General features: G+C 57.5%; 18 protein-coding genes, 3 tRNA genes and 1 pseudogene. 10 read left to right on the top strand and 12 right to left on the bottom strand.

The window, feature by feature from the left end:
* The first annotated feature begins 49 nt into the window (after positions 1–49).
* On the top strand, positions 50–1,408 hold the full coding sequence (locus ACM6J5_RS03610) for an outer membrane beta-barrel protein (RefSeq protein WP_414927836.1): 1,359 nt from the start codon (positions 50–52) through the stop codon (positions 1,406–1,408).
* 68 nt (positions 1,409–1,476) lie between these two features.
* Positions 1,477–2,721 (top strand): MFS transporter, encoded by a 1,245-nt coding sequence (locus tag ACM6J5_RS03605; RefSeq protein ID WP_414927835.1) that lies wholly within the window; start codon positions 1,477–1,479, stop codon positions 2,719–2,721.
* Positions 2,722–3,325: 604 nt separating this feature from the next.
* On the opposite strand, the gene ACM6J5_RS03600 is transcribed toward ACM6J5_RS03605, so the two are convergent.
* The 3 genes from ACM6J5_RS03600 to ACM6J5_RS03590 all read right to left on the bottom strand — a co-directional run bounded on the left by ACM6J5_RS03600 (position 3,326) and on the right by ACM6J5_RS03590 (position 6,026).
* A tRNA-Leu gene (locus ACM6J5_RS03600) sits at positions 3,326–3,412 on the bottom strand.
* A 609-nt stretch (positions 3,413–4,021) separates the two neighbouring features.
* A complete protein-coding gene (locus ACM6J5_RS03595) occupies positions 4,022–4,411 on the bottom strand; it encodes a YkvA family protein (protein ID WP_095946377.1) in 390 nt (129 codons plus the stop codon).
* 115 nt (positions 4,412–4,526) lie between these two features.
* Positions 4,527–6,026 (bottom strand): sensor domain-containing diguanylate cyclase, encoded by a 1,500-nt coding sequence (locus tag ACM6J5_RS03590; RefSeq protein WP_150673984.1) that lies wholly within the window; start codon positions 6,024–6,026, stop codon positions 4,527–4,529.
* A gap of 351 nt (positions 6,027–6,377) precedes the next feature.
* Here ACM6J5_RS03590 and ACM6J5_RS03585 point away from each other — a divergent pair, with 351 nt between their 5' ends.
* The gene (locus ACM6J5_RS03585; RefSeq protein WP_150673985.1) at positions 6,378–6,791 is read left to right on the top strand and encodes a CBS domain-containing protein; all 414 of its coding nucleotides are present in this window, start codon (positions 6,378–6,380) and stop codon (positions 6,789–6,791) included.
* Between the two features lie 432 nt (positions 6,792–7,223).
* Here ACM6J5_RS03585 and ACM6J5_RS03580 read toward each other — a convergent pair whose 3' ends face one another.
* The 8 genes and pseudogenes from ACM6J5_RS03580 to ACM6J5_RS03545 form a co-directional block, all read right to left on the bottom strand.
* Complete coding sequence (locus ACM6J5_RS03580) at positions 7,224–8,174, bottom strand: hypothetical protein (RefSeq protein WP_414927834.1); 951 nt, start codon at positions 8,172–8,174, stop codon at positions 7,224–7,226.
* Positions 8,141–8,650, bottom strand: coding sequence for a response regulator (locus ACM6J5_RS03575; protein WP_150673988.1), 510 nt, complete (start codon positions 8,648–8,650; stop codon positions 8,141–8,143). The genes ACM6J5_RS03580 and ACM6J5_RS03575 overlap by 34 nt, the downstream gene beginning before the upstream one ends.
* Positions 8,651–8,956: 306 nt before the next feature.
* Positions 8,957–9,030, bottom strand: a tRNA-Cys gene (locus tag ACM6J5_RS03570).
* Positions 9,031–9,076: 46 nt separating this feature from the next.
* Positions 9,077–9,152: transfer RNA gene (locus ACM6J5_RS03565), tRNA-Gly, on the bottom strand.
* A 63-nt stretch (positions 9,153–9,215) separates the two neighbouring features.
* Positions 9,216–9,776, bottom strand: a complete 561-nt coding sequence (gene pgsA / locus ACM6J5_RS03560) for a CDP-diacylglycerol--glycerol-3-phosphate 3-phosphatidyltransferase (RefSeq protein ID WP_150673989.1) — start codon at positions 9,774–9,776, stop codon at positions 9,216–9,218.
* 32 nt (positions 9,777–9,808) lie between these two features.
* Entirely contained in the window at positions 9,809–11,632 is a 1,824-nt protein-coding gene (uvrC, locus tag ACM6J5_RS03555; protein WP_150673990.1) for an excinuclease ABC subunit UvrC, read from the bottom strand.
* Between the two features lie 2 nt (positions 11,633–11,634).
* Positions 11,635–12,276 (bottom strand): UvrY/SirA/GacA family response regulator transcription factor, encoded by a 642-nt coding sequence (gene uvrY, locus ACM6J5_RS03550; protein WP_032829778.1) that lies wholly within the window; start codon positions 12,274–12,276, stop codon positions 11,635–11,637.
* Between the two features lie 96 nt (positions 12,277–12,372).
* Positions 12,373–12,612 (bottom strand): annotated as a pseudogene (locus ACM6J5_RS03545) (GNAT family N-acetyltransferase); the annotation flags it as partial.
* Between the two features lie 559 nt (positions 12,613–13,171).
* On the opposite strand from ACM6J5_RS03545, the gene ACM6J5_RS03540 reads away from it, so the two are divergent.
* On the top strand, positions 13,172–14,248 hold the full coding sequence (locus ACM6J5_RS03540) for a 3-deoxy-7-phosphoheptulonate synthase (protein ID WP_095941914.1): 1,077 nt from the start codon (positions 13,172–13,174) through the stop codon (positions 14,246–14,248).
* A gap of 61 nt (positions 14,249–14,309) precedes the next feature.
* Here the strand turns inward: ACM6J5_RS03540 and ACM6J5_RS03535 are convergent, their stop codons facing one another.
* Positions 14,310–15,374, bottom strand: a complete 1,065-nt coding sequence (locus ACM6J5_RS03535) for a hypothetical protein (RefSeq protein WP_414927833.1) — start codon at positions 15,372–15,374, stop codon at positions 14,310–14,312.
* A 335-nt stretch (positions 15,375–15,709) separates the two neighbouring features.
* Here ACM6J5_RS03535 and ACM6J5_RS03530 point away from each other — a divergent pair, with 335 nt between their 5' ends.
* The 6 genes from ACM6J5_RS03530 to ACM6J5_RS03505 all read left to right on the top strand — a co-directional run bounded on the left by ACM6J5_RS03530 (position 15,710) and on the right by ACM6J5_RS03505 (position 22,672).
* On the top strand, positions 15,710–16,591 hold the full coding sequence (locus ACM6J5_RS03530; RefSeq protein WP_095941924.1) for an esterase/lipase family protein: 882 nt from the start codon (positions 15,710–15,712) through the stop codon (positions 16,589–16,591).
* A gap of 107 nt (positions 16,592–16,698) precedes the next feature.
* Complete coding sequence (locus tag ACM6J5_RS03525; protein WP_008051985.1) at positions 16,699–16,980, top strand: peptidylprolyl isomerase; 282 nt, start codon at positions 16,699–16,701, stop codon at positions 16,978–16,980.
* A gap of 135 nt (positions 16,981–17,115) precedes the next feature.
* Entirely contained in the window at positions 17,116–18,984 is a 1,869-nt protein-coding gene (locus tag ACM6J5_RS03520; protein WP_150673993.1) for an extracellular solute-binding protein, read from the top strand.
* Complete coding sequence (locus ACM6J5_RS03515; protein WP_150673994.1) at positions 18,984–20,045, top strand: microcin C ABC transporter permease YejB; 1,062 nt, start codon at positions 18,984–18,986, stop codon at positions 20,043–20,045. The genes ACM6J5_RS03520 and ACM6J5_RS03515 overlap by 1 nt, the downstream gene beginning before the upstream one ends.
* Complete coding sequence (locus ACM6J5_RS03510; RefSeq protein ID WP_172435287.1) at positions 20,045–21,067, top strand: ABC transporter permease; 1,023 nt, start codon at positions 20,045–20,047, stop codon at positions 21,065–21,067. Before ACM6J5_RS03515 ends, ACM6J5_RS03510 begins: the two co-directional genes overlap by 1 nt.
* A gap of 27 nt (positions 21,068–21,094) precedes the next feature.
* On the top strand, positions 21,095–22,672 hold the full coding sequence (locus ACM6J5_RS03505) for an ABC transporter ATP-binding protein (protein ID WP_414927832.1): 1,578 nt from the start codon (positions 21,095–21,097) through the stop codon (positions 22,670–22,672).
* Positions 22,673–22,801 lie beyond the last annotated feature (129 nt).

The raw sequence follows: 22,801 nt of genomic DNA, 5'->3' as shown, positions 1-22,801 counted from the left end.
GTGACGGTTTCGCGTCACCGGCAATAACAACAATAAAAAGAGGCAGGTTATGTTAACCATCGGCAAAAAAATGCTCGGTGCGGGTTTGCTCGCCCTCGCATCCCTGCATGTGCAGGCGCAAGCACAGGAAAAGGGTGAGGGCTCGCTGGTACGCGGTCTTTTTGGCCCAAGCCTGGAGCAGGATTATGGAATCAAGGTGTCAGGGCTGCTCGACATCGGTTATGTGCGCAACAACCGTTCTACCGGCGATGAGCGCGACGATGGCCTGAGCAACCTGCCGTTGACCGGATACTCCGATGAGGGCCTGGAACTGGCGTCAGTCCACGTGTTTGTCGACAAACCATTGGTTGCCAACGTCATCCCCCGCGTCACACCACTGCCGGGACCAAGTCCGGAGCAGTTTTCCTTCGGTTTCAGCATGGAAACCCTTTACGGGCGCAATGGACAGTTCGCCCGTACCTTCGGCTGGGATATGCACTGGGATGCCAATTCGCCTGGTGACGATGACGCTGACTCGGCCAAACGCCACAAGCAGAAATTCGTCGCCACGCCCAACCTGTTCGCCTCGATGTACATGCCGTACGGCCCCGGCGTCAGTGTGATGGCAGGGATCTTCGGCCCGGCCATCGGCTACGAAATTCCACCGAACATCCGTGAGGCACGCAACCCGTTTGCCAGCAAGACCTACGCCTTCGTCACGGAACCCAGCACTGTATCCGGCGTTCTTGCCAGCACTCGTCTGTTCAATGGCGAAAGCAGTCTGCTCGGTGCCGAGCTGGGGGTGGTGCAAGGCTGGAACAATTTGCGCGACAACAACCACGGTAAATCGGTGATGGGTGCCCTGCGTTGGCGTACAGCAGACATGCGCACCTGGGTCGACTACGAGTTCATGGTGGGTGACGAGGAAAACCATAACGTCGACGACGTGCAAGCACCCACTGCACGGCTGATTTCGCCCCACGGTCAACTTCGTCAACAACATTCGCTGAACGGTTGGCACGCCTTTGACACGCAATGGTCGATGGGTGCCGAGTTGGTTTACGGCCAGCAGTCCGGCGATGGCAAGACCGATACCGTGGACATCGTCACCGGTCCTGGTTTCGACGGTGCTTCCTGGTGGGGCGTCAACAGCGTGCTGACCTACCAGTCGCGCCCAGATCTGGCGTTCTCGCTACGCGGTGAACACTTCAGGGACCATGACGGTTTCGTGCTGTTCCCCACCAGCACTGCGCGAGGCGATTTCAACGCCCTGACCGTCGGCTTTCGCTGGGACGTCAGCAAAAACGTCAGCCTGCGTCCCGAACTGCGCTACGACTGGTTCGAACCCCTTGAGCACGATCGCATCTACGGCAACGGCCGCGACCGTACGCAAATGACCGGGCTGGTCGAGGCCCTCGTTTATTTCTGACCCTTCTATTGTGCGTCGACTTTCGTCGGCGCCCTGTCCACCCATGCCCGCAAGGGCGGAGAACTGCCATGAACAACAAGAAATGGGACTCGGCTTACGAATGGAAAGCCGTCGCGCTACTCGCGCTGGGCTTCGGCCTGGTTGGCCTGGATCGATTCATCATTCTGCCGCTGTTCCCGGTGATGATGCGTGACCTCAACCTCAACTATCAGGACCTGGGCAACATCTCTGCGGTGCTGGCCCTCGCGTGGGGGATTTCCTCGATTTTCATGGGACGCATGTCCGACCGGATCGGCCGGCGCAAGGTGATCATTCCTTCTGTGATCATGTTTTCGTTACTGGCTGGTTTGTCTGGCCTGGCAACAGGTGTCGGGGCGCTGTTGCTGATCCGCGCGGTCATGGGTGTCGCCGAGGGGGCTTTCACACCGACCTCTATCGCCGCCACTGCCGAGGCTTCCCACCCAAAGCGACTGGGCATGAACATCGGTATCCAGCAAGCCTTCTTCCCCCTGTTAGGGCTCGGTCTGGCGCCGATCGTCGCGACCCAATTGCTGCTGATCGTGCCGTCCTGGCGTTGGGTGTTCGTGCTGGTGTCAGTCCCGGGATTCCTGATCGCCTGGGCGCTGTACCGTGTACTGCGTGAACCCCACAAGACTGCGCCGGCGGTGCAACATGTAGAAACGCCCAACACTCGCTGGACGACGGTACTGCGCCAACGCAATGTGTTGCTCAACATCGCCTGCATGTTCTGCATGCTGACTTGCTTGTTCGTCAGTTCGGTCATGCTGCCTAACTACCTGACTGACTACCTGCACATGGGCATGCAGCAGATGGGGTTCGTCATGTCGGCCATCGGTTTTGGTGGTTTCTTCGGCATGGTGGTGATGCCCACCCTCTCCGACCGACTGGGGCGCAAACCGGTGGCACTGCTTTCTTGCCTGGCCACAGGCTTGGCACTTTGGCTGATGATCCAAACGGGAGCCGAACCGGTGAAACTATTCCTGCTGCTGTTCGCGACCACCTTCTTCAACTTCAGCATGATCTGCCTGACAGTCGGTCCACTCACCAGCGAGTCAGTGCCGCCAGCTTTGGTCTCTACGGCCACAGGGCTGGTCGTTGGCATTGGGGAGGTGTTCGGTGGCGGCGTTGCGCCGGCGCTGGCTGGGTACATTGCCCAGCACCACGGTATTGAAAACACGCTCTACCTGGCCCTGAGTGGCGCGGTACTGGGCCTGGTCGTTGCGTTGCTCCTGCGCGAAACGGCGCCTCATCGCATCATGTTGAAAACCAAAATCAAAGCGGAAGCGGCATAACCAGGTCACGTCTTTCGCGAGACAAAAGCAAAGCAATTCACTCTCCCACCGGAGAAGACAGGACGTCGGAATGGAATATACACCATTGAAACAAAGTAGATTCCGAGCCATGCACAGGAAGTGTGTATGCCATCGCCCTGCGCCACAAACGACGAGCGATGTTTAACTCTCTTAATGCATCAATGCTTGATAGGCAGCCGCCAAAAGCCGCTGCCTCATTTAAGCCGACGTACGTTAAAAGGTATGTTGGAGTCAACTAAACATGCTTCTCATTTATGGAGGGTCACGAGCCTCGTTCTATCATTTCCGACAAATTAGGGCGACCCCCTTTATCTCGGCTCCGCTGGCGATTTCCTTGCCGTCCGCCACCGCCATGCTGTCAGCCCCCAGAGCAGCAGCCTCATTAAAGGCCAGAGCAGTTGTGCGCGACATAAGGGTATCATCCTTAATCGAACCAAAGACTACCCCTAACTCTACCCTCTAAATGACTGGATTCCAGAAGAATGGACGAGAATCCGACGGAATGCTAAAACGAAAAAACCCGCCAGAAGGCAGGTTTTTCAGGGCTTCCAAAGAACTCAAAAGCGCTCAGTGGAATGCAAGATGGTGCCCGAAGCCGGAATCGAACCGGCACGCCCTTACGAGCGGGGGATTTTAAGTCCCATGCGTCTACCAGTTTCGCCATTCGGGCGGTAGCGCGGTGAAGCGTTCAGGTTTTGCCAGATAACGACCCGGCAGATCTGACGCTTGTGCAGCAGAGGTGGAAATATATACATCCCGCCCCGGTGAAGCAAGTTCGCAAATACCCTTTTCAAGACTAAATCTTGCAGGCTATGCAAATAAAAAAGCTACGTAAATCATGGATCTACGAAGCTTGTTTATTAGTGGAGGCCGAGGTCGGAATCGAACCGGCGTTGGCCGATTGGTAATCGACCAACAAAGCCAAGTAGATCAATAGGTTAGCATGACATGCATTGCGCAAGCTACTGATTTACAACGAGCTACGTCCAACGGTATTCAACAAGCGGGTTTTAAGTTCTGGAGCCATTTTCCGGTGCTAGCCGCACTCAACCTCATCAAGGTTGTCCTTGGGCCGATGACAGAAAACAGCGAACCATTGGCATATCATCCGCTTTGGTGGGCCGATTGCGCGGACCTCATGATTTTGCATCTCCCCGTTGCAGCGCAATTTTCGACGGTTATGCTGAACTGACCACGAAGAATTCACGATGCCTGACTGAAACCTGCGCCCTTCCCGGCTCTTCAAAATCAATGAAAACCAACTCGTCCCTGGCGATCTCTATTCAAAAAAGCAAGCCCCAAAGATCCCCGCAGTAACGAACCAAACCAATACAACGATTACCGCAGCAAATATGTTGATTGGCCGTTTCACATGGCTTTTCTCCCACTCACTCGCTTTGACCTGACACTCATCGAGCACCTGCGCAGGTATCAAGCGAATAGCGAGCAGAATGCCAAGCGGCAAAATGATCACGTCGTCCAGGTATCCAAGTACAGGAATGAAATCAGGAATGAGGTCGATTGGGCTCAACGCATACGCCACGACAAAAACCGAAATCCATTTGGGTAACCAAGGTGTTTGTGGATGCTGATAGCAAAACCAGAGAACCATGGTTTGCCGTTTTAGCTTTCTGGCCCAGCCACGTAAACGATCAAGTATGCGTTTCATGTCGTAATTGTCAGTACCTTAAGGAGCGTGCGAGCGTAGCGCCTTGGGTGATAAACGGCTATGGGTCGAGGCGGTGTAAAAACCGTCAATGCTGCGTGTCATTCCTTACAGTGCTTCAGTGCTTCACAACCTGGTTTCGTCCAAGTGCCTTGGCGCTATACAGCGCCTGATCTGCAGCTTCGATTAAACCTTGCAATCGGTCCAATCGGGAACCAGCGGCAGCGGCGATCCCTATACTTAGACTCACTTGACCCAATGGGCTGGCTTCGTGGGAAATGTTCTCTTGTTTCAATCGGTCCAGGATGAGTTGCGCCACAATCTGCGCACCATATATGTCCGTATCAGGCATGATTACGGCCATCTCTTCACCACCATATCGCGCCACTAGATCCGATGGTCGACGTACGCACGCCTCCACGATCTTGCCGACACTTTGCAGACAGGCGTCGCCGGCAACATGCCCATAGGAATCGTTGAACAGCTTGAAATAGTCGATATCAATCATCAGTAGCGCCAAAGACGTCCCCTCTCGCTGTGCTCGTCGCGCCTCCATGGCCAATGTGACATCAAAGTAGCGTCGATTCGCCAAACCGGTAAGGGCATCCTTCATCGCCAGTAGCTCCAGTTGCCGATTCGATGAGAGCAATTGCTGCTGAGTGCCCCTTAACCGACCTTCAACCTTGGTTCGCCGACGGATATCCAGGATCAAAAACCAACCGATGAGACCGGTAAGCCCCAGCAGACCAGACACCACTATTGCCGACAACAGTGCCTCTATTCGCCATGCAGTGAGCGCTTCGCGCCTCCCGATAGCGACGGTAGTTATCAGCGGCAGCTTGTCACTCTTTCGGAACGCATAGAGCCGCTCCACACCGTCCAGGCTGGAGGTAAACGAGGCGGTGCCAACTGTTTGGTCCACAAGATACTTGGCATAGATTGGCGACTTCGAAAAGTTGCGCCCCATGTCCTGCTCGCGGAAGGGATAGCGAACCAGCAATGTACCATCGGTATAGGATAGCCCGATGGCTCCCTCCTGCCCCACGTCGATCTTTCCAAACAGCCGCAGGAAGTTTTCTATTCCCAATGTTACCGCCACCACCCCGGCAAACTCTCCGTGAGCATCATTGAAACGTCGACTGACTGTGATCACCCACTCGTGATTGGAACGGCTTTGGATGGGTGGACCGATAAAGGTCTCACCGGACGGATCGTCGCGATGATGAATGAAATAGGCACGATCACTGCTATTCGCCCCGACCGGAATCGGCCGATTGGAGGACATTAACCAACGTCCCTGATTGTCGTAGATGGTAATACCACTGAGTTGTGGCATCAGAGGCTGCTGCTTACTGACCAGTGCACTTAGCCGCTGGATCTGTATTGGGCCACTACCTTCAGTTTCCAGGCGTTCGACGAGACCGAGCAAAAGCAAGGAACTTTGGCGCACAATGCCTTCGGAGTAGGTTGCCAGTGCCTGGGTAAGATTCAATCCGTGGACACTCACATCCTCCAACGCTCGATCACGGGAGGCCAGCACCTTCCAGACAGTCAGTGATGCCAGAGAACAGCAGATAACCAACAGCAAAAGCACAACCAGGCGGGTATCACGCTTCACATCTCTACCTTATGGAAAGTCCGGTTTTCCGTTCCAGTTGCTGTTGGAGCATGGCCATAACGGCAACTGCTTATTCTCGTCCTGAATAAGAATACAAGCAGTGACGCATAGTTGCAGCAACAGATTATGGCGTCTCAAGACAACGACTCTCATCAGTCAAAAACCACCAAATCAATTCGAACTATTCACAGGACAATTTTTCAACACCAGTATGGTGTCACCAAACCAACGCCATCCTTGATTCAGAAATAGGTTTACCTATGACCGTCTCATTGAATACTCAAATACCTCACTAATTATTTGTATCTATCAAAAGGGGTATCCATCAAGAATTCGCCAATGGAGAACATCATGAAAATCAGCGAAATCATGAGCCGCGAAGTACGCACTGTAACGCCTTCGACCACCTTGCGTGAGGCCGCCGAAATCATGCGGCAGGCAGATATTGGTGCTTTGGTGATTAATGACAACGATAGAATGAGCGGCGTCATAACCGACCGCGACATTGTCATTCGGGGCGTGGCAGATGGCTTGGACTTGTCTACCCACATCAACGCTCTCATGAGCGACGATGTGTGCTTTTGCTACGACGATGAAGAGGTCGATCACGTAGCGAAGAACATGGCACAGATCGAAAAACGCCGACTACCAGTCGTCAATCGGGATAAACGCTTGGTAGGCATAATCTCGCTAGCCAATATCGCTACGTGTAACACCGATAAACTTAGCGCCAATTTGCTCCGCAGTGTTGCGCAAGCACATTGATACCCAATACTTTCGGCATTTTGCAAGCCGGTGAAGTTTGCCGCCTATCCAGGCAATGATGGGAGTAAATATAGAAAGCAAGACCTTTACTGTATGGACAAACAGATTGCAGGACTGCAGCGTTTCATGTATGAAAAAAGAGCCTTGGCGGGACTTGCAGGGAGCATCTGCAGGGACCGCGACCGGGCCGGATGTTGATGCATCCAGTCCGGTCGCTCTTCTTGTCCTGATACTTGGTCGCCACCGCCTTGTGCGCATTGCGATCGCCCAGACGGAAGTGCCAGCAGCTGACATCGCCGCTCACACAATCAATAGCCGATCATCATGATCTCCTCCATTTAAAACATTGATTCAACATGAATGCAGCGTGCACTCCGTGCTCAACTTGCGAATACCGATTCCTGAGTCTTTTCTGACCCGTGCAATTTGGTCTCACGCATATCCTGAAGCGGACGAGAAGGTTCGGGCGGCCGCCAGGGGGGGAGATGCGGGATCATAAATGGAGAGCCCGAGTGGAGCTCGCTCAGTCTCGCTGCCAGTGTTCGCATCCCGCCGGACCAGCTCGGCGGCGTCGAAGTCATATTCCCAGTGGCCTGCCTCATTCCATTTGTGGAGAAAGAAGGTATAAAACGGCACAAACAGTCCCTGGCTCGGCTCTGCGTATTGCAGCCCGAACACGTACTCGGGCTGGTCCTTCATTTCACGACCACTATGGCAATGCTGGACCCAGGCAAGGTCGTCGAGGACGACAACCTTCCAGAACGGGTCGTGGTCGTAGAACTTCAGCGAAACTTTCTTTCCACTTCTGCGGCACTCGTTCAGGAACGCAATGCTGGCGGCAAGTTCCTCTTGAAAGGTCAGGGTCGTAATTTCCTCTAGTAGTGAGTCGACTCGCCTGCATGCTGCTTCGCTGAGCGGATTAAGCAGCATGACGCGGATTTCATACGCCGTCGCGAAGACGCCCTTCAACAAGCTATCCGGAGCAGTCAGGGTTTCGTATCCCGTGAGAGAAAGGATGGAGGCATCACGCGCCGCCGGTAAAGAGCGGACCAGACTCCGTTCCTGAAGGCTCGAAAGCCATCCCTTGCGAGGATGCCTCGTGAAGAGCAGAGAGGCCATCTTCGCGCTTGTCAGACGATGGCGGTTGTCCCATGCGCGCTTGCACAGATAGAACAGAACCATCAAGGTTGAGGCCATCGCGATTTCTGTTGCAAGCAGCAGATTGGCGTTCAACTCCACGCGCGGCCACCATACATAGAGGATGTACCGCGCAGCACCCGGCGTGGCAAACGCTATGGCCATTGCGAGCAAGGTGATGACGCCATGTGATACGACCTGCTGCAGCACGGCTAGAAAGTCGTGTTCTTTGCTGATTGGTTCCATGGGGTACTACTCCCATTTGGTGATGATTGCCAACAGGAAAAATAATTTGATAGCAGGGACTTGGCTAAACGCTCCAACATGCGGCGCATGATGGCAAGTTCATGGTTCTTGTCGTAGAAGGCGTAGGCTCCCGCTTTTGTAAAGTACTTCCAATGTGTCGGATCCGCGCAATTGCTGACCACTATGACTTTGGTCAGCGGATACTCGGCTGCGACCACACGCAATACTTCCATGGCATTACCGTCGCTGAGGTTGATGTCCAGCAAGACGACATCGGGTGGTTCATGCCGGATGGCGTCGATGGCGGTCGATGCGCGATGGAACACCCCGGCAAGTGACAGGCCCGCGATCGGCGGCGACAGCGTGCGCCGCAGCGCTCGCACGACGTTCGAATCCTCAACGACAAACAGGCGCAAAGGGCCTGAACTTCTGGCAGGCATCAGTGCAGTCGATGGTTCTGTGTTGGTGACCTGCATGATTTCACCTCACTTTTTTGACATGGCGATACAAGACGCTGATAGAAGACGACTCCATTCAGCGAACGAAATTTTGCGCAGGGGTAAATATGCTTAAGCAGAATGGAGCCCACTATCGACGTTAACAGGACGTTTTTGTGGAGATATCGGCCAAGCGCTTGTAGTGATTCCCACTACAGGCAGGCTGGATCGAAACGATTCAATGATGCCCGGGCGTTTACCGCAGAGTGCGGAGATCGGGTGGGAACACTTTTTTGAAGATGATAAAAAACCCCGTAGATCACTGATCTACGGGGTTGTTTATAGTGGAGGCCGAGGTCGGAATCGAACCGGCGTAGGCGGATTTGCAATCCGCTGCATAACCATTTTGCTACTCGGCCTCAAAACATTTGTTGTCAGTAGCGCGACATCAAATGCGTACAAACTTGGAGCGGGAAACGAGACTCGAACTCGCGACCCCGACCTTGGCAAGGTCGTGCTCTACCAACTGAGCTATTCCCGCGTCTTGGTGTGGCGCATTCTATAGAATCCAGAAGCCCCGTCAACCCTTTGATTCAAAAAAGTTTTATTTCTTTTCAACGTCGGTCTTCAGATGTGGCCAGGCAGCCCGCAAGTACTGGACCATCGACCACAAAGTCAGGCCAGCCGACACCATCAGCAAGGTGTAGCCCAGCAAGACCCAGAAACTGAAATCCTTGGGATTGGCCAGCAGGATCACCAGCGCCAACATTTGCGCGGCGGTTTTCCATTTGCCCAGGTTCGAAACGGCGACGTGGGCGCGAGCGCCCAGTTCGGCCATCCATTCGCGCAGTGCCGAGACGACAATCTCGCGACCGATGATCACGGCAGCCGGCAGCGTGAGCCACAGGCTTCCGTGTTCCTGCACCAACAGGACCAATGCAACCGCAACCATCAGCTTGTCGGCAACCGGATCGAGGAAAGCCCCGAACGGTGTGCTTTGTTCCAGACGGCGGGCCAGATACCCGTCCAGCCAGTCGGTCGCCGCAGCGAACGCGAAGACCGAAGCGGAGGCCAGGTAGCTCCATTGGTAAGGCAGGTAGAACAGCAAAATGAAGATCGGTATGAGTAGAACGCGTAGAACGGTAATCAGATTAGGGATATTCATCGGCACAACTGGCTACGAGGTGAGGGGGCATTCTACTCGCTGTGCAGATTTGCATAAATCAACTCTGCGAGCTTTTTACTGATCCCGGGGGCTTTGGCAATTTCTTCGATGCTTGCACGAGACAGCTCCTGCAATCCACCAAAATGTTTCAACAAATCACGCCGACGTGTGGGTCCGACGCCGGCGATGCCTTCCAGTGTAGACGTTCGGCGGGTTTTTCCACGCCGCGCGCGGTGCCCGGTTATGGCAAACCGGTGGGCTTCGTCGCGAATCTGCTGGATCAGGTGCAGCGCGGGAGAATCACCGCGCAAGGTAAACTCATGCGCAGCGTCGTTCAGGTACAGGGTTTCGAAACCGGCCTTGCGCGTCGCACCTTTCGCCACGCCCAACAGAATGAGATCAGGCACGGCCAATTCATCGAGCACGTCGCGGGCCATGGACAACTGACCTTTACCGCCGTCCACCAACAGGATATCCGGCAGCTTGCCCTCCCCGTCCTTCAGTTTGCTGAAGCGTCGGGTCAACGCCTGGTGCATCGCCGCGTAATCATCGCCGGCCGTAACGCCCTCGATGTTGTACCGGCGGTAATCGGCCTTGATCGGGCCTTCGGGGCCGAAGACCACGCAGGACGCCACCGTCGCCTCGCCGCTGGAGTGACTGATGTCGTAGCACTCAAGCCGCTGTGGAGGCTCATCGAGCTTCAGCACCTCGGCCAGCGCATCGAAGCGTGCCGTAATGTGCTGACGGTTCGCCAGGCGCGCACTCAGTGCCTGCTCGGCATTGGTCACCGCCAATTGCTGCCAGCGCGCCCGCGTGCCCCGCACGCGATGGCTGATGGTCAGTTCACGACCGCGCAACTCGTCGATGGCGGCGATCAGTGTGGGAAAGTCATCATGGACCACGTTGACGATCAACTCGCTGGGCAAGTCGCGTTCAGGGCTGCTGATGAAGTACTGGCCGAGAAACGCTGCCATGACTTCACTGACGTCTTCCTCAATACCGACCTGAGGGAAGAAGTTCTTGCTTCCCAGTACCCGCCCGCCCCGCACGCTGATCAAGTGAACACAGGCACCGCCCGGGTTGACGAAGGCGGCAACCACATCGACGTCCCCGGTCCCGCCTTCCATGCTCTGTTGATCCTGGACCCGGCGCAGTAACGCAATCTGGTCCCGCAACTCGGCTGCTCGTTCGAATTCGAGATTGATCGCCGCCTCTTCCATCCCGGCGGACAACTCGTCAGTCAGCGCATTGCTGCGCCCTTCAAGAAACATCACCGAATGGCGCACATCCTCGGCGTACACCTGGGGTTCCACCAGCCCGACGCAGGGCGCCTTGCAGCGTTTGATCTGGTATTGCAGGCAAGGGCGCGTGCGGTTCTTGTAAAAACTGTCTTCGCATTGGCGAACGAAAAACGTCTTTTGCAGCAGGCTCAGGCTTTCGCGGATCGCACCGGCACTCGGGTAAGGACCGAAGTACTTGCCTTTGGCCTTTTTCGCACCACGATGAATGCTCAGGCGCGGAAACTCTCCGTCGGAGAGAAAGACGTAGGGGTAGGACTTATCGTCGCGCAGCAGGATGTTATAGGGCGGGCGCCATTCCTTGATCAGCGTCTGCTCAAGCAGCAAGGCCTCGGTTTCATTGGCGGTGATCGTCGTCTCGACCTGAGCGATACGCGCTACCAGTGCGGCGGTCTTGGGGGCAAGCCCGGTCTTGCGAAAGTAACTCGACAGACGATTCTTGAGGTTCTTCGCCTTGCCGACGTAGAGCAACCGCGCTTCGCTGTCGAACATGCGGTACACGCCGGGGCGCCCGCTAACGGTCGACAGAAAGGCGCTCGGATCAAAGGTGTCGTTCATTTTCAGAGGCTGGCGTCGACCATGCCATGACGAACCGCCAACAGCGTCAACTCGACATCACTGCTGATCGAAAGCTTTTCGAAGATGCGGTAACGGTAGGTGTTCACGGTTTTCGGGGACAGGCACAATTTGTCGGAAATGATCTGTACTTTCTGGCAACCGACGATCATCAGCGCGATCTGGATTTCCCGCTCCGACAAGGCATCGAAAGGCGAATCATTGGTGGGCTGGAAGGACTTGATCGCCAGTTGCTGGGCAATTTGCGGGCTGATATAGCGTTGCCCGGCAAACACCAGGCGGATGGCCTGGACCATTTCCGGCAAACCTGCCCCTTTGGTCAGGTAACCTGCCGCACCGGCCTGCAACAGCCGCGTAGGAAACGGGTCCTCTTCACACACGGTCACCGCGACGACCTTGATATCCGGATGACTACGCAATAATTTGCGAGTCGCTTCAAGACCGCCGATACCCGGCATCTTGACGTCCATCAACACCACATCGGGTTTCAGCTCGCGCGCCTTGATCAGGGATTCCTCACCCGACTCGGCCTGGCCGACTACTTGCAGGCCATCGATGTCAGCCAGCATTCGTGTAATGCCTGTACGAACGAGATCATGGTCATCGACTACTAGCACCCTAATCAAGCAGACACCTCGCGATATGGTCTTATTGGTTGCCAGACACCTTAGCAAAAAGCATCTGGCAGACCTAGCGGAAAGCGTCAGATTAAAAGTTTCAATTCATCTTGAAAGGCTTGTCGCAAGCGTGTCGCAGCGATCCAGGCCGGGGATATCCAGCTGCATCCTCAGGAAACACTCGTCCTTGCCCACCACCCTCAATCCCTTGCGCTCGTACAACGCTTGCGCCGGGTTGTTTTCGATAACCGTCAGGCGCAACGCCGGGCGCCGCTCCTGGCGCGCCAGAGCCAGTACCTGATCGATCGCCCAGGATCCAGCACCCTGCCCACGAAACGCTTCGACGAATAGAGAGCGCCGTCGTTGGCCGATAGTATTTTCTGATTGAATCTGCGTACCTGCCTCTAGTAAGCTCGGACCATCCATCGGAGACAGACCATGTTCAACGCCCTCTTACAGCTTCGTACCGCCAGCGCCCTGCGCTCGGTTGCGGCTGCCCGGGTGAACGAGGGTTGTGCTCCGGTCAGCTTTTATTTTGGGTATTGGTTTAGCCACTGGCGCGCCTGATACCCACACGGCGCCCACTTTAAACGGGTCGCCACCAGAGAATTCTCAACCCCCGGTCGGCCTCCCGACCGGGGGTTTTGTTTTTTCAGCCCCAACACATTTAACGACACACCAGACATTCAGAGGATTCAGAACATGAACTACGCCACTTATTACCGCTACGACAGTTTTACCGCCTGGCGATTTACCACCCTCCGCTCGGGACAGCCTGCCGCCTCCGATCGGTCACCCACAGGTGGCAAGCACACACACGCAGCCAATCCGGCCAATTGTCGAACACCCCAGTAGGGCCGAGCGCGCGGGCACGAACCCGCCGCCAGCCCAGGAAGCCTTGAATATGAACTCGTCCGTCTCTGCACTGCCGCTGTCCACCTTGAGCCCTGCCAATGAAGCGCTGACCCTGCGCCTGCCCAGCTCATTGCAACTCAAACAGCAATTGCCCCTCAGCAGCGCCCTGACCCGGCAAGTCACCGCCCACCGCCAGGCGGTTCGCGCGATCCTCAACGGTGAAGATTCCCGCTTGTTGGTCATCGTCGGCCCCTGCTCGATACACGATCCGGAATCAGCCCTCGAATACGCCGGTAACCTTGCCCGCCTCGCCGCCGAAGTCAGCGACGAAATGCTGCTGGTGATGCGCGCCTACGTCGAAAAGCCCCGCACCACGATTGGCTGGAAAGGCCTGGCCTACGACCCGCACCTCGATGGCAGCGATGACATGGCTGCCGGCCTGACGCTGTCCCGCGAGCTGATGCGCGAAATGCTCCGCCTGGGCCTGCCCGTCGCCACCGAACTGTTGCAACCGATGGCGGCCGGTTACTTCGACGACCTGCTGAGTTGGGTGGCGATTGGCGCACGCACGACGGAGTCGCAGATCCATCGGGAAATGGCCAGCGGCCTGGGCATGCCGGTAGGGTTCAAGAACGGGACAGATGGCGGTGTCGGTGTCGCCAGCGACGCCATGCGCTCCGCCGCCCATCCTCATCGCCATTTCGGTGTCGATAGCCAGGGACATCCGGCGATCATTCAAACCCCGGGCAATGCGGACACACACCTGGTATTGCGCGGCGGCCATCACGGGCCGAACTACGACAGCGCCAGCGTCGCCCAGGTGAACAGCGACCTGACCAGGTTGAAGATTCCGGCTCGAATCATGGTCGATTGCAGTCACGCCAACAGCGGCAAAAACCCGTTGCGCCAGCCAGCCGTTTTCAACGATGTACTTGAACAACGCCTGCAAGGTGATCGTTCGCTGATCGGCATGATGATCGAGAGTCATTTGTTCGAAGGCTGCCAGCCGCTGGGTTCGACGCTGCAATACGGCGTGTCGGTAACCGATGGTTGCCTTGGTTGGGCCGAGACAGAACAACTGTTGCTTGAAGCAGCAGACCGGCTGCGAGCGTCAAACAACGCCTGATCATCGGCATCCTCCGTGCGCCCTCCAGCCTTCATGGAAAGACTGGAGGGCAAATGGTAAATCAATGCCCCAACAGGGACTGCACTTGAACCAGTGTCACCCCCGATTGCTGACGGGTGCCGTCAAGGCGCTGGACTGAACAGGAAACACGGATCGCGCAATCTCGATGTTCCCTCCAGAACGGGTAGGGAACGATGAACACCAACGGCTCGCCTGCGGTGTCCCTGGTTATTTCACGGTCGTCATGGTGATTGAGTTTCTCCCCATCGCACTCCAGGTAAATCCGTTCGCCTTTTTCAGCCCCGGGGTTTTCGATGACGACGGTCACGCCATCCTGCGCATCATGCAGGTCCACCCAACCTTCGTCGGCTTCCAGCACAGCGGGTGCTTGCAGTGGTCGCCGTTCCAGGATGCCAATCATCAGTGCCGTTACTTCAGAATAACGAGGCCCCTGCCCTGCCTGCTTGACGCAATAGTCGACGGACACGCAAGAGCCCAGATTGAGCGCAATGCACTCTGGACTGACCCAGAACGACAGTTCGTCCCCCACAGCGAAAGCCTCGACCTTGAGTGCATCACTGAAGCTTGCTTCGACCGTAACGCCCGCCCAGGTCAGCAACACCCAGTCGCCCGCCGCCATGCGCGCATAGGGTTTGATCGTAACGATCGCCCCTTCCTTCACCCGATCCGGATCAAGCGTTCGACCCACCGTATCGCCCACCGTCGCGGGCAACAGGTCGCATTGCACATCACCGACACTCAACTGCAAACGATGGGAGTGCACCGGCCCGGTAAATCGAGTGCTCGTGAGTGAGTAACCGATGTCCAGTGAACCGCCCTCAAGCGCAGCGATATGTGCGCACCCCACGGCAAAAATCATATCCTCGCCAACCCGTTCCTCACTGACAAAACGCGCAACCTGATGATTGTGAGCGAAGCCATCGGCATCCAGCCCCGCCCAATTCAATAGCAGTTTGTCGCCGCAGGTCATGCCGGGATATGGCCGGACCCTGATGACGGCTTTTATGTCAGAGGGGTTCAGAACGCCATTTTGCGCCTGCTCAAGCATGGGAGGTGGTAATGGTTGCTGCGCGAGATTCGAGGTGTCGGGTTCATAAACAGTCATTCATTCGCTCCATTCCCTGGAATAAACACCGGTCAGTTGGCCGGCTCCGGACGGTTATTTAACCCCATGGCAAACAGTCGCGATGTCGGCCTCTCACTCTGGTCCGCTCGGAAAGTCGATACATGCAAAGTAGGTCTTTGATCAGTAGCAACCTGATTGGCGCGAAAAGTCCTCAAACTATTCCGACCAAGGCTTCAGCCACCCTTGAGCATTCGCACTTGTTCTATTCCGTTTTCCGCAAGTTTCGGCGGACTTTTCATACATCGTGCCAACCTCGAGTGTTTTAGAGTGAAGCGCCATGCAGTCCCAATGAACTTCTGCGTAAAGGTATGAACATGCAAAGGAATGCAAGCACCTGTTATCCAATCCTGCTGGTCCACGGCCTTTTCGGCTTCGAAAGAATCGGCAAATTCGAGCTCTTTCACGACATCAGGCAGGCGCTGAGGAACGCCGGAGCGAGGGTGTTCGTCCCCCACTTGTCGGCCGTCCATGACAACGAGGTACGCGGAGACCAATTGCTCGCACAGATCGAGCGGGTACTGGAGGGAACCGGTGCACGCAAAGTCAACCTCATAGGCCATAGCCAGGGCGCACTGACCGCACGTTATGCCGCAGCGATTGCGCCACACAGCGTGGCGTCGGTCACCTCCGTCAGCGGGCCGAACCATGGTTCGGAACTGGCCGATTTCCTGCGCAAGGCATTGACACCGGGCGACCTGCCGGAACATGTGGCCGAGACGGTGGTGACCCTGTTCGCCGACTTCCTCGCGACATTAAGCGACCATCAGTATCAACCGCGCAGCGCCATTGCCGCCCTCAATGCGCTGACCACCGAAGGCGTACGCGCATTCAACGACAAATACCCGCAAGGACTGCCCACCACCTGGGGTGGCAAGGGCTGCGAACAGGTCAACGGTGTTCGTTACTACTCGTGGAGCGGCGTGCTGTTGCCGAATGTTCTCGAAGAAGGGCTCTATGCGCTCGATCCGCTCAACGCCTTCTGCCGGGCCCTTTCCGGTTATTTCGTCACGGAAAGCGAGCAGAACGACGGTTTGGTCGGTCGTTTCAGTTCCCACCTGGGCACGGTTATCCGGTCCGACTATGCGCTGGATCATCTGGACACCATTGGCCAGCCGGCCGGTCAGTTGCGCACAGGTGTCGACCCGGTTGAACTGTATGTCCAGCATGCCAGACGCCTGAAGGACGCCGGCCTTTGAGGTCCCGCCTGCCGTGGATCCCGCGCGGAACGGAACTTTGAGGAGAAATAGCTCACTGAATCCGGTAGGCTCAGCACTTTATCGAGTATTGAAAGGAGTATTTTCCCATGGCTAAAGCCACTGCCCGTCACATCCTTGTTGCCTCCGAAGCCAAGTGCAACGAACTCAAGGCCCAAATCGAGGCTGGCGCCGATTTCGCCGAAGTTGCCAAGGCAAACTCCACTTGCCCATCCAGCCGCCAGGGCGGTGACCTGGGTTCGTTCGGTCCGGGCCAGATGGTCAAGGAATTCGACACCGTGGTCTTCAGCGCACCGCTCAACGTGGTCCAGGGCCCGGTCAAGACCCAGTTCGGTTTCCACCTGCTGGAAGTGACCAGCCGTCAGGACTGATTGACGCCTGAGCTATTCACACGACGGCCCGCCTATTGGTGGGCCGTTGTGTTTGTGATGCGCAATACGGCTGGCGAGGGACGCGCCGCTAGCGTACAAATTGTCGTTAACGACCACCCGGCTCTAAGGCTGACAATGCGACTGGCTTTCCCTACCTTGCTGTTCACGGCCGTGGCCCTGCTGATGGGTACCCCGGGTGTGCATGCGGCACCGCAACCGTCAATGACCGTATACGGCGAACCGGCGAAATACCCTGCCGGCTTCAGTCATTTCGCCTACACCAACCCGCAGGCCCCCAAGGGCGGCACGATGCGACGCTCGGCGATCGAAATCGGTCAGTTCGACCATGTCTTGCCTTACATCGACAAAGGCATCGGCGTTACACAGATCGACGGCTTGCTCTATTCACCGCTGGCCCAACGCTCCCTGGACGAGCCTTACACCGTGTACGGCCTGGTGGCGGAGAAGATGGAGCGCTCCGAGGACGGCCTGTCCCTGCGCTTTTACCTCAACCCCAAGGCACGTTTTGCCGATGGTAAACCCATTACCGCCCAAGACGTGCGATACACCTTCGACCTGCTGATGACCCAGGGCAGCCTGCGCTACCGCACCCAGTTCGCCGACGTCAAAAGCGTCGACGTGGAATCGCCACTGACCGTGCGTTTTGATTTCAAGAACAACGAAAACCGCACCCTGCCCCTGGATATCGCGACCCTGCCCGTGTTTCCCGAACACTGGTGGAAGAGCCGCGATTTTGCCGGTGGCGGTGGTTATGAAGCGCCGTTGGGCAGCGGCCCCTATAAGGTCGGCAAGATCGATTCGGGGCGCAGCATCACCTTCGAGCGCAATCCCGACTGGTGGGGCAAGGACCTGCCGGTCAGCCGTGGCCTGTACAACTTCGATCATTTCAGCATCGAGTACTTCGGCGATACCGACGTGGCGCGCCAGGTCCTGCGCGGGGGCGCCTATGACTACAATCGCGAATTTTCCGCCACCGGCTATTCCATCGGCTACGACAGCCCTGCCCTGAGCGACGGGCGCCTGCAAAAGGCTCACCTCGCCACCGAGGCGCCGCAGCCATCCCAGGGGTTTGTCTTCAACCTGCAAAAACCCATGTTCCAGGACCGTCGCGTGCGCCAGGCGCTGGCGATGCTGTGGGACTTCGAATGGAGCAACCGGCAGATGATGCGCGACATGTACATCCGCCAGCAGAGCTTCTTTTCCAATACCGACCTCGCCGCCCGGCAACTGCCGGATGCCGGTGAGCTGGCGATTCTCGAACCGTTGCGCGGGCAGATTCCCGATGAAGTCTTCACCCAGGTGTTCGAGGCGCCGAAGACCGATGGCAGCGGCGTGATTCGCGACAAGCAACTGCAAGCCCTGGACTTGCTCGAACAGGCCGGCTGGAAACCCGATGGCGACCAACTGGTCAATGCCGCCGGCGAGCCGCTGAGCTTCACCTTCCTGGTCAGCCAGAACGGCATGGACCGCCTGCTGTTGCCCTATAAACGCACGTTGAAACAGATCGGCATCGACCTGAACATCCGTCGTATCGACTCGTCCCAGTACGTCAATCGCCTGATGAGCCGCGACTACGACATGATCGTCACCGGCTACCCGGTCACCACCTCTCCAGGAGGTGAACTGGTCAATTATTTCGGCTCGGCGGCGGCTACCGACCCAGGCTCCAACAACTACATGGTGTTGAAGAACCCGGCGGTGGACACCCTGATCACCGGGCTGATCCGCGCCAATACTCAGGCTGACATGTTGCACTACGCCCATGCCCTGGACCGGGTGCTGCAATGGAATTACTACTGGATTCCCAACTATTACCCACCGGGCACCTCGACGGTGTGGTGGAACCGCTTCGGCATCCCGAACGTACAGGCGAGCAATGACGAAGCCATCGAAAGCTGGTGGGAAATGAGCACCACGCCATTGACCAACCAACAGATGACGGCCGAGCGTATCAGCCGTGGCAAACCCGGAGGGCCGCACTGATGTGGGCTTACATATTGCGGCGTCTGCTGTTGATCATTCCGACCCTGGTGATCATTCTCCTGGTCAACTTTGTCATCGTCCAGGCCGCGCCGGGCGGGCCGGTGGAACAGGCCATCGCGCACCTGCAAGGCATTGGCGGCGCCGCGGTTGGCGGCGGTTCCGGCGACTCCATGAGCGGCAAGTCCCGCTCCAGCCGCGGGCTCGATCCGCAGCTGATCAAGGACATTGAAAAACAGTACGGCTTCGACAAACCGGCACACGAACGCCTCTGGCTGATGCTCACCAGCTACGCGCGCCTGGACTTCGGCAAGAGCTTCTTCCGCGGCGCCACCGTCACCGACCTGATCCTCGAAAAAATGCCCGTGACCCTATCCCTCGGGCTCTGGGCGACGCTGATCACCTACCTCGTGTCGATTCCCCTGGGCATCCGCAAGGCCGTGCACCATGGCAGCCATTTCGACATCTGGAGCAGTACCGCGATCATCATCGGCTATGCCATGCCGGCGTTCCTGTTTGCGATGTTCCTGATCGTGGTCTTTGCCGGCGGCACTTCGCTGAACTGGTTTCCGGTTCGCGGGTTGGTCTCGGACAACTTCGAATCGCTGTCGACCCTTGGCAAGGTGGCCGACTATTTCTGGCATCTGGTGTTGCCTGTGACCTCGCTGGTGATCGGCGGATTCGCCACACTGACCATCCTGACCAAGAACTCGTTCCTCAATGAAATCACCCGCCAGTACGTGGTCACTGCCCGGGCCAAGGGCTTGAGTGAACGACGGGTGCTCTACGGACACGTGTTCCGCAACGCCATGCTACTGGTGGTGTCGGGCATTCCCCAGGCGTTCATCAGTGTGTTTTTTGCCGGCTCCCTGCTGATCGAGGTGATCTTCTCCCTCGACGGCCTGGGCCGCATGAGCTACGAAGCGGCGGTATCCCGGGACTATCCGGTGGTGTTCGGCTCGCTGTTCATCTTCACCCTGTTCGGCCTTCTGATAAAACTGGTCGGCGACCTCTGCTACACCCTGGTCGACCCGCGTATCGACTTCGCCGCGAGGAACGCCTGATGCTCAAGCTTTCACCGCTGGCGCGTCGCCGCTTCGAACGCTTCAAGAAAAACCGTCGGGGCTGGTGGTCGCTGTGGCTGTTTATCGGTCTGTTCGCATTGACCCTGGGCGGTGAGTTGATCGCCAACGACAAGCCGCTGATGGTCAGCTATCAGGGCCAGTGGTACTTCCCGGTCTTCAAGCGCTACACCGAACAGGCCTTCGGCGGGCACCTGCCGTTCCAGGCCGACTACCGCAGCGACTACGTGCAGAAACTGATCAAGAAGGATGGCGGCTGGTTGCTGTTTCCACCGATTCCGTTCAGTGACGACACACCCAACTACGACCTGAACACGCCCGCCCCCAGCCCGCCCTCAGGCGTCAATTGGCTGGGCACCGACGACCAGGCGCGGGACGTTCTGGCCCGGGTGATCTTCGGTGCCCGGGTGTCGATCCTGTTTGCCTTGATGCTGACCTTTGTCAGTGCCCTGATCGGCATCGCGGCCGGGGCTCTGCAAGGCTATTACGGCGGCTGGGTGGACTTGCTCGGCCAGCGTCTGCTGGAGGTGTGGTCCGGGTTGCCGGTGCTGTACCTGCTGATCATCCTGTCGGGCTTCGTCGAGCCGAATTTCTGGTGGCTGCTGGGGATCATGGCGCTGTTTACCTGGCTGGCCCTGGTGGACGTGGTGCGCGCCGAGTTCCTGCGCGGGCGCAACCTGGAATACGTCAAGGCCGCCCGCGCGCTGGGCCTGACCGACCGCAAGGTGATCGTGCGGCACATTCTGCCCAACGCCATGAACGCGACCTTGAGCTACTTGCCGTTCATTCTGACCGGGGCGATTTCCACCCTGACGGCGCTGGACTTCCTCGGTTTCGGCATGCCTGCGGGCAGCGCTTCACTGGGCGAACTGATCGGCCAGGGCAAGCAGAACCTGCAAGCGCCGTGGCTGGGCCTGACGGCGTTTTTCACCCTGGCGCTGATTCTTTCTTTACTGGTGTTCATTGGCGAAGCGCTACGCGACGCTTTTGATCCGCGGTCTTGACCCGCGTTCTTGATTCGGAATGTTGAAATGATCAACCTGATCGAAATCCGTGACCTCAGCGTGGCCTTCAGCGGCCAGACCGTGGTGCGCAATCTGTGCCTGGACATCCGCCCCGGCGAATGCCTGGCGCTGGTGGGTGAGTCGGGCTCGGGCAAGTCGGTGACGGCCCACTCGATCCTGCAATTGCTGCCGCAAACCGAGTCCGAGACGACGGGCAGCATCCGCTATCGCGGTCAGGAACTGGTGGGCGCCGATACCGGCAAGTTGCGACAACTGCGCGGCAATCGCATCGCGATGATCTTCCAGGAGCCGATGACCTCCCTCAACCCGCTGCACAGCATTGAAAAACAGATCGGCGAAACCTTGCTGGTGCACAAAGGCCTGGCGGGCAAAGCGGCGCAAGCGCGGATCCTCGAATTGCTGCACCTGGTGGGCATCCAGAAACCCGAGGAACGTCTCAAGGCCTATCCTCATCAATTGTCCGGCGGGCAGCGCCAGCGGGTGATGATCGCCATGGCCCTGGCGTGCGAACCGGAACTGCTGATTGCCGACGAACCGACCACCGCACTGGATGTGACGGTGCAGCGCAAGATCCTGCTGCTGCTCAAATCCCTGCAACAGCGGCTGGGCATGTCGCTGCTGCTGATCAGCCATGACCTCAATCTGGTGCGCAGCATCGCTCAGCGGGTGTGCGTGATGAAGGCTGGGGAAATCGTCGAGCAGGCGCCTTGCGAAACACTGTTCACCGAACCCAAACACCCTTACAGCTGCGTATTGCTGCACGCCGAACCCGAGGGCGAAGCCTTACCCCGGGACGAGCGCGAAAACGTACTGGAGGTGGACAACCTGCAGGTGCGGTTTCCCGTCGGTGGCGGCCTGTTTCAGCGCAAGACCTGGTTGCGGGCCGTGGATGGCATCAGCCTGAACATTCAGCGCGGCAAGACCCTTGGCATCGTCGGCGAGTCCGGTTCGGGCAAGTCCACCCTGGGTCAGGCGATTCTGCGCTTGCTCGACTCCGAAGGCGGCATCCGCTTTCAGGGCCAGGCGCTGGATGGCCTGACGCAAAAACAGCTACGGCCGTGGCGCAAGAAGATGCAGGTGGTGTTCCAGGACCCCTTCGGCAGCCTCAGCCCGCGAATGTCGGTCGCGCAGATCATCAGCGAAGGCCTGGAAGTGCACAGCCAGTTGAGCACTGAAGAGTGCAATGCCGAAGTGATCCGGGCACTGAGCGAAGTCGGCCTTGACCCGCAAAGTCGTCATCGCTATCCCCACGAGTTCTCCGGCGGCCAGCGTCAACGCATCGCCATCGCCCGGGCGCTGGTGCTCAAGCCGGCGCTGATCCTGCTGGACGAACCAACCTCGGCGCTGGACCGCACGGTGCAAAAACAAGTGGTCGCCCTGCTCCGCCAGCTTCAGGAAAAATACGGTTTGACCTATCTGTTCATCAGCCATGACCTGGCTGTGGTGCGCGCCCTGGCCCACGACATGATCGTGATCAAGGACGGCAAAGTGGTGGAGCGCGGCGCCAGCCATGAGGTGTTTGCCTCACCACAGCATCCGTACACCAAGGAGCTGTTGGCGGCGGCGATGTTGGGGCAGGCATAATCTGGTCGTTAGACCGCATCGCAGCCATCGCGAGCAGGCTCGCTCCCACAGGGGATTTGTGAACGACGCAGATCAACTGTAGGAGCGAGCCTGCTCGCGAAGAGGCCGGCACAGGCAATACACAACCAG

It is taken from the genome of Pseudomonas sp. IT-P74 (assembly GCF_949768175.1).
Lineage (GTDB): Bacteria > Pseudomonadota > Gammaproteobacteria > Pseudomonadales > Pseudomonadaceae > Aquipseudomonas.
This window is presented reverse-complemented; position numbering and strand designations above follow the sequence as displayed.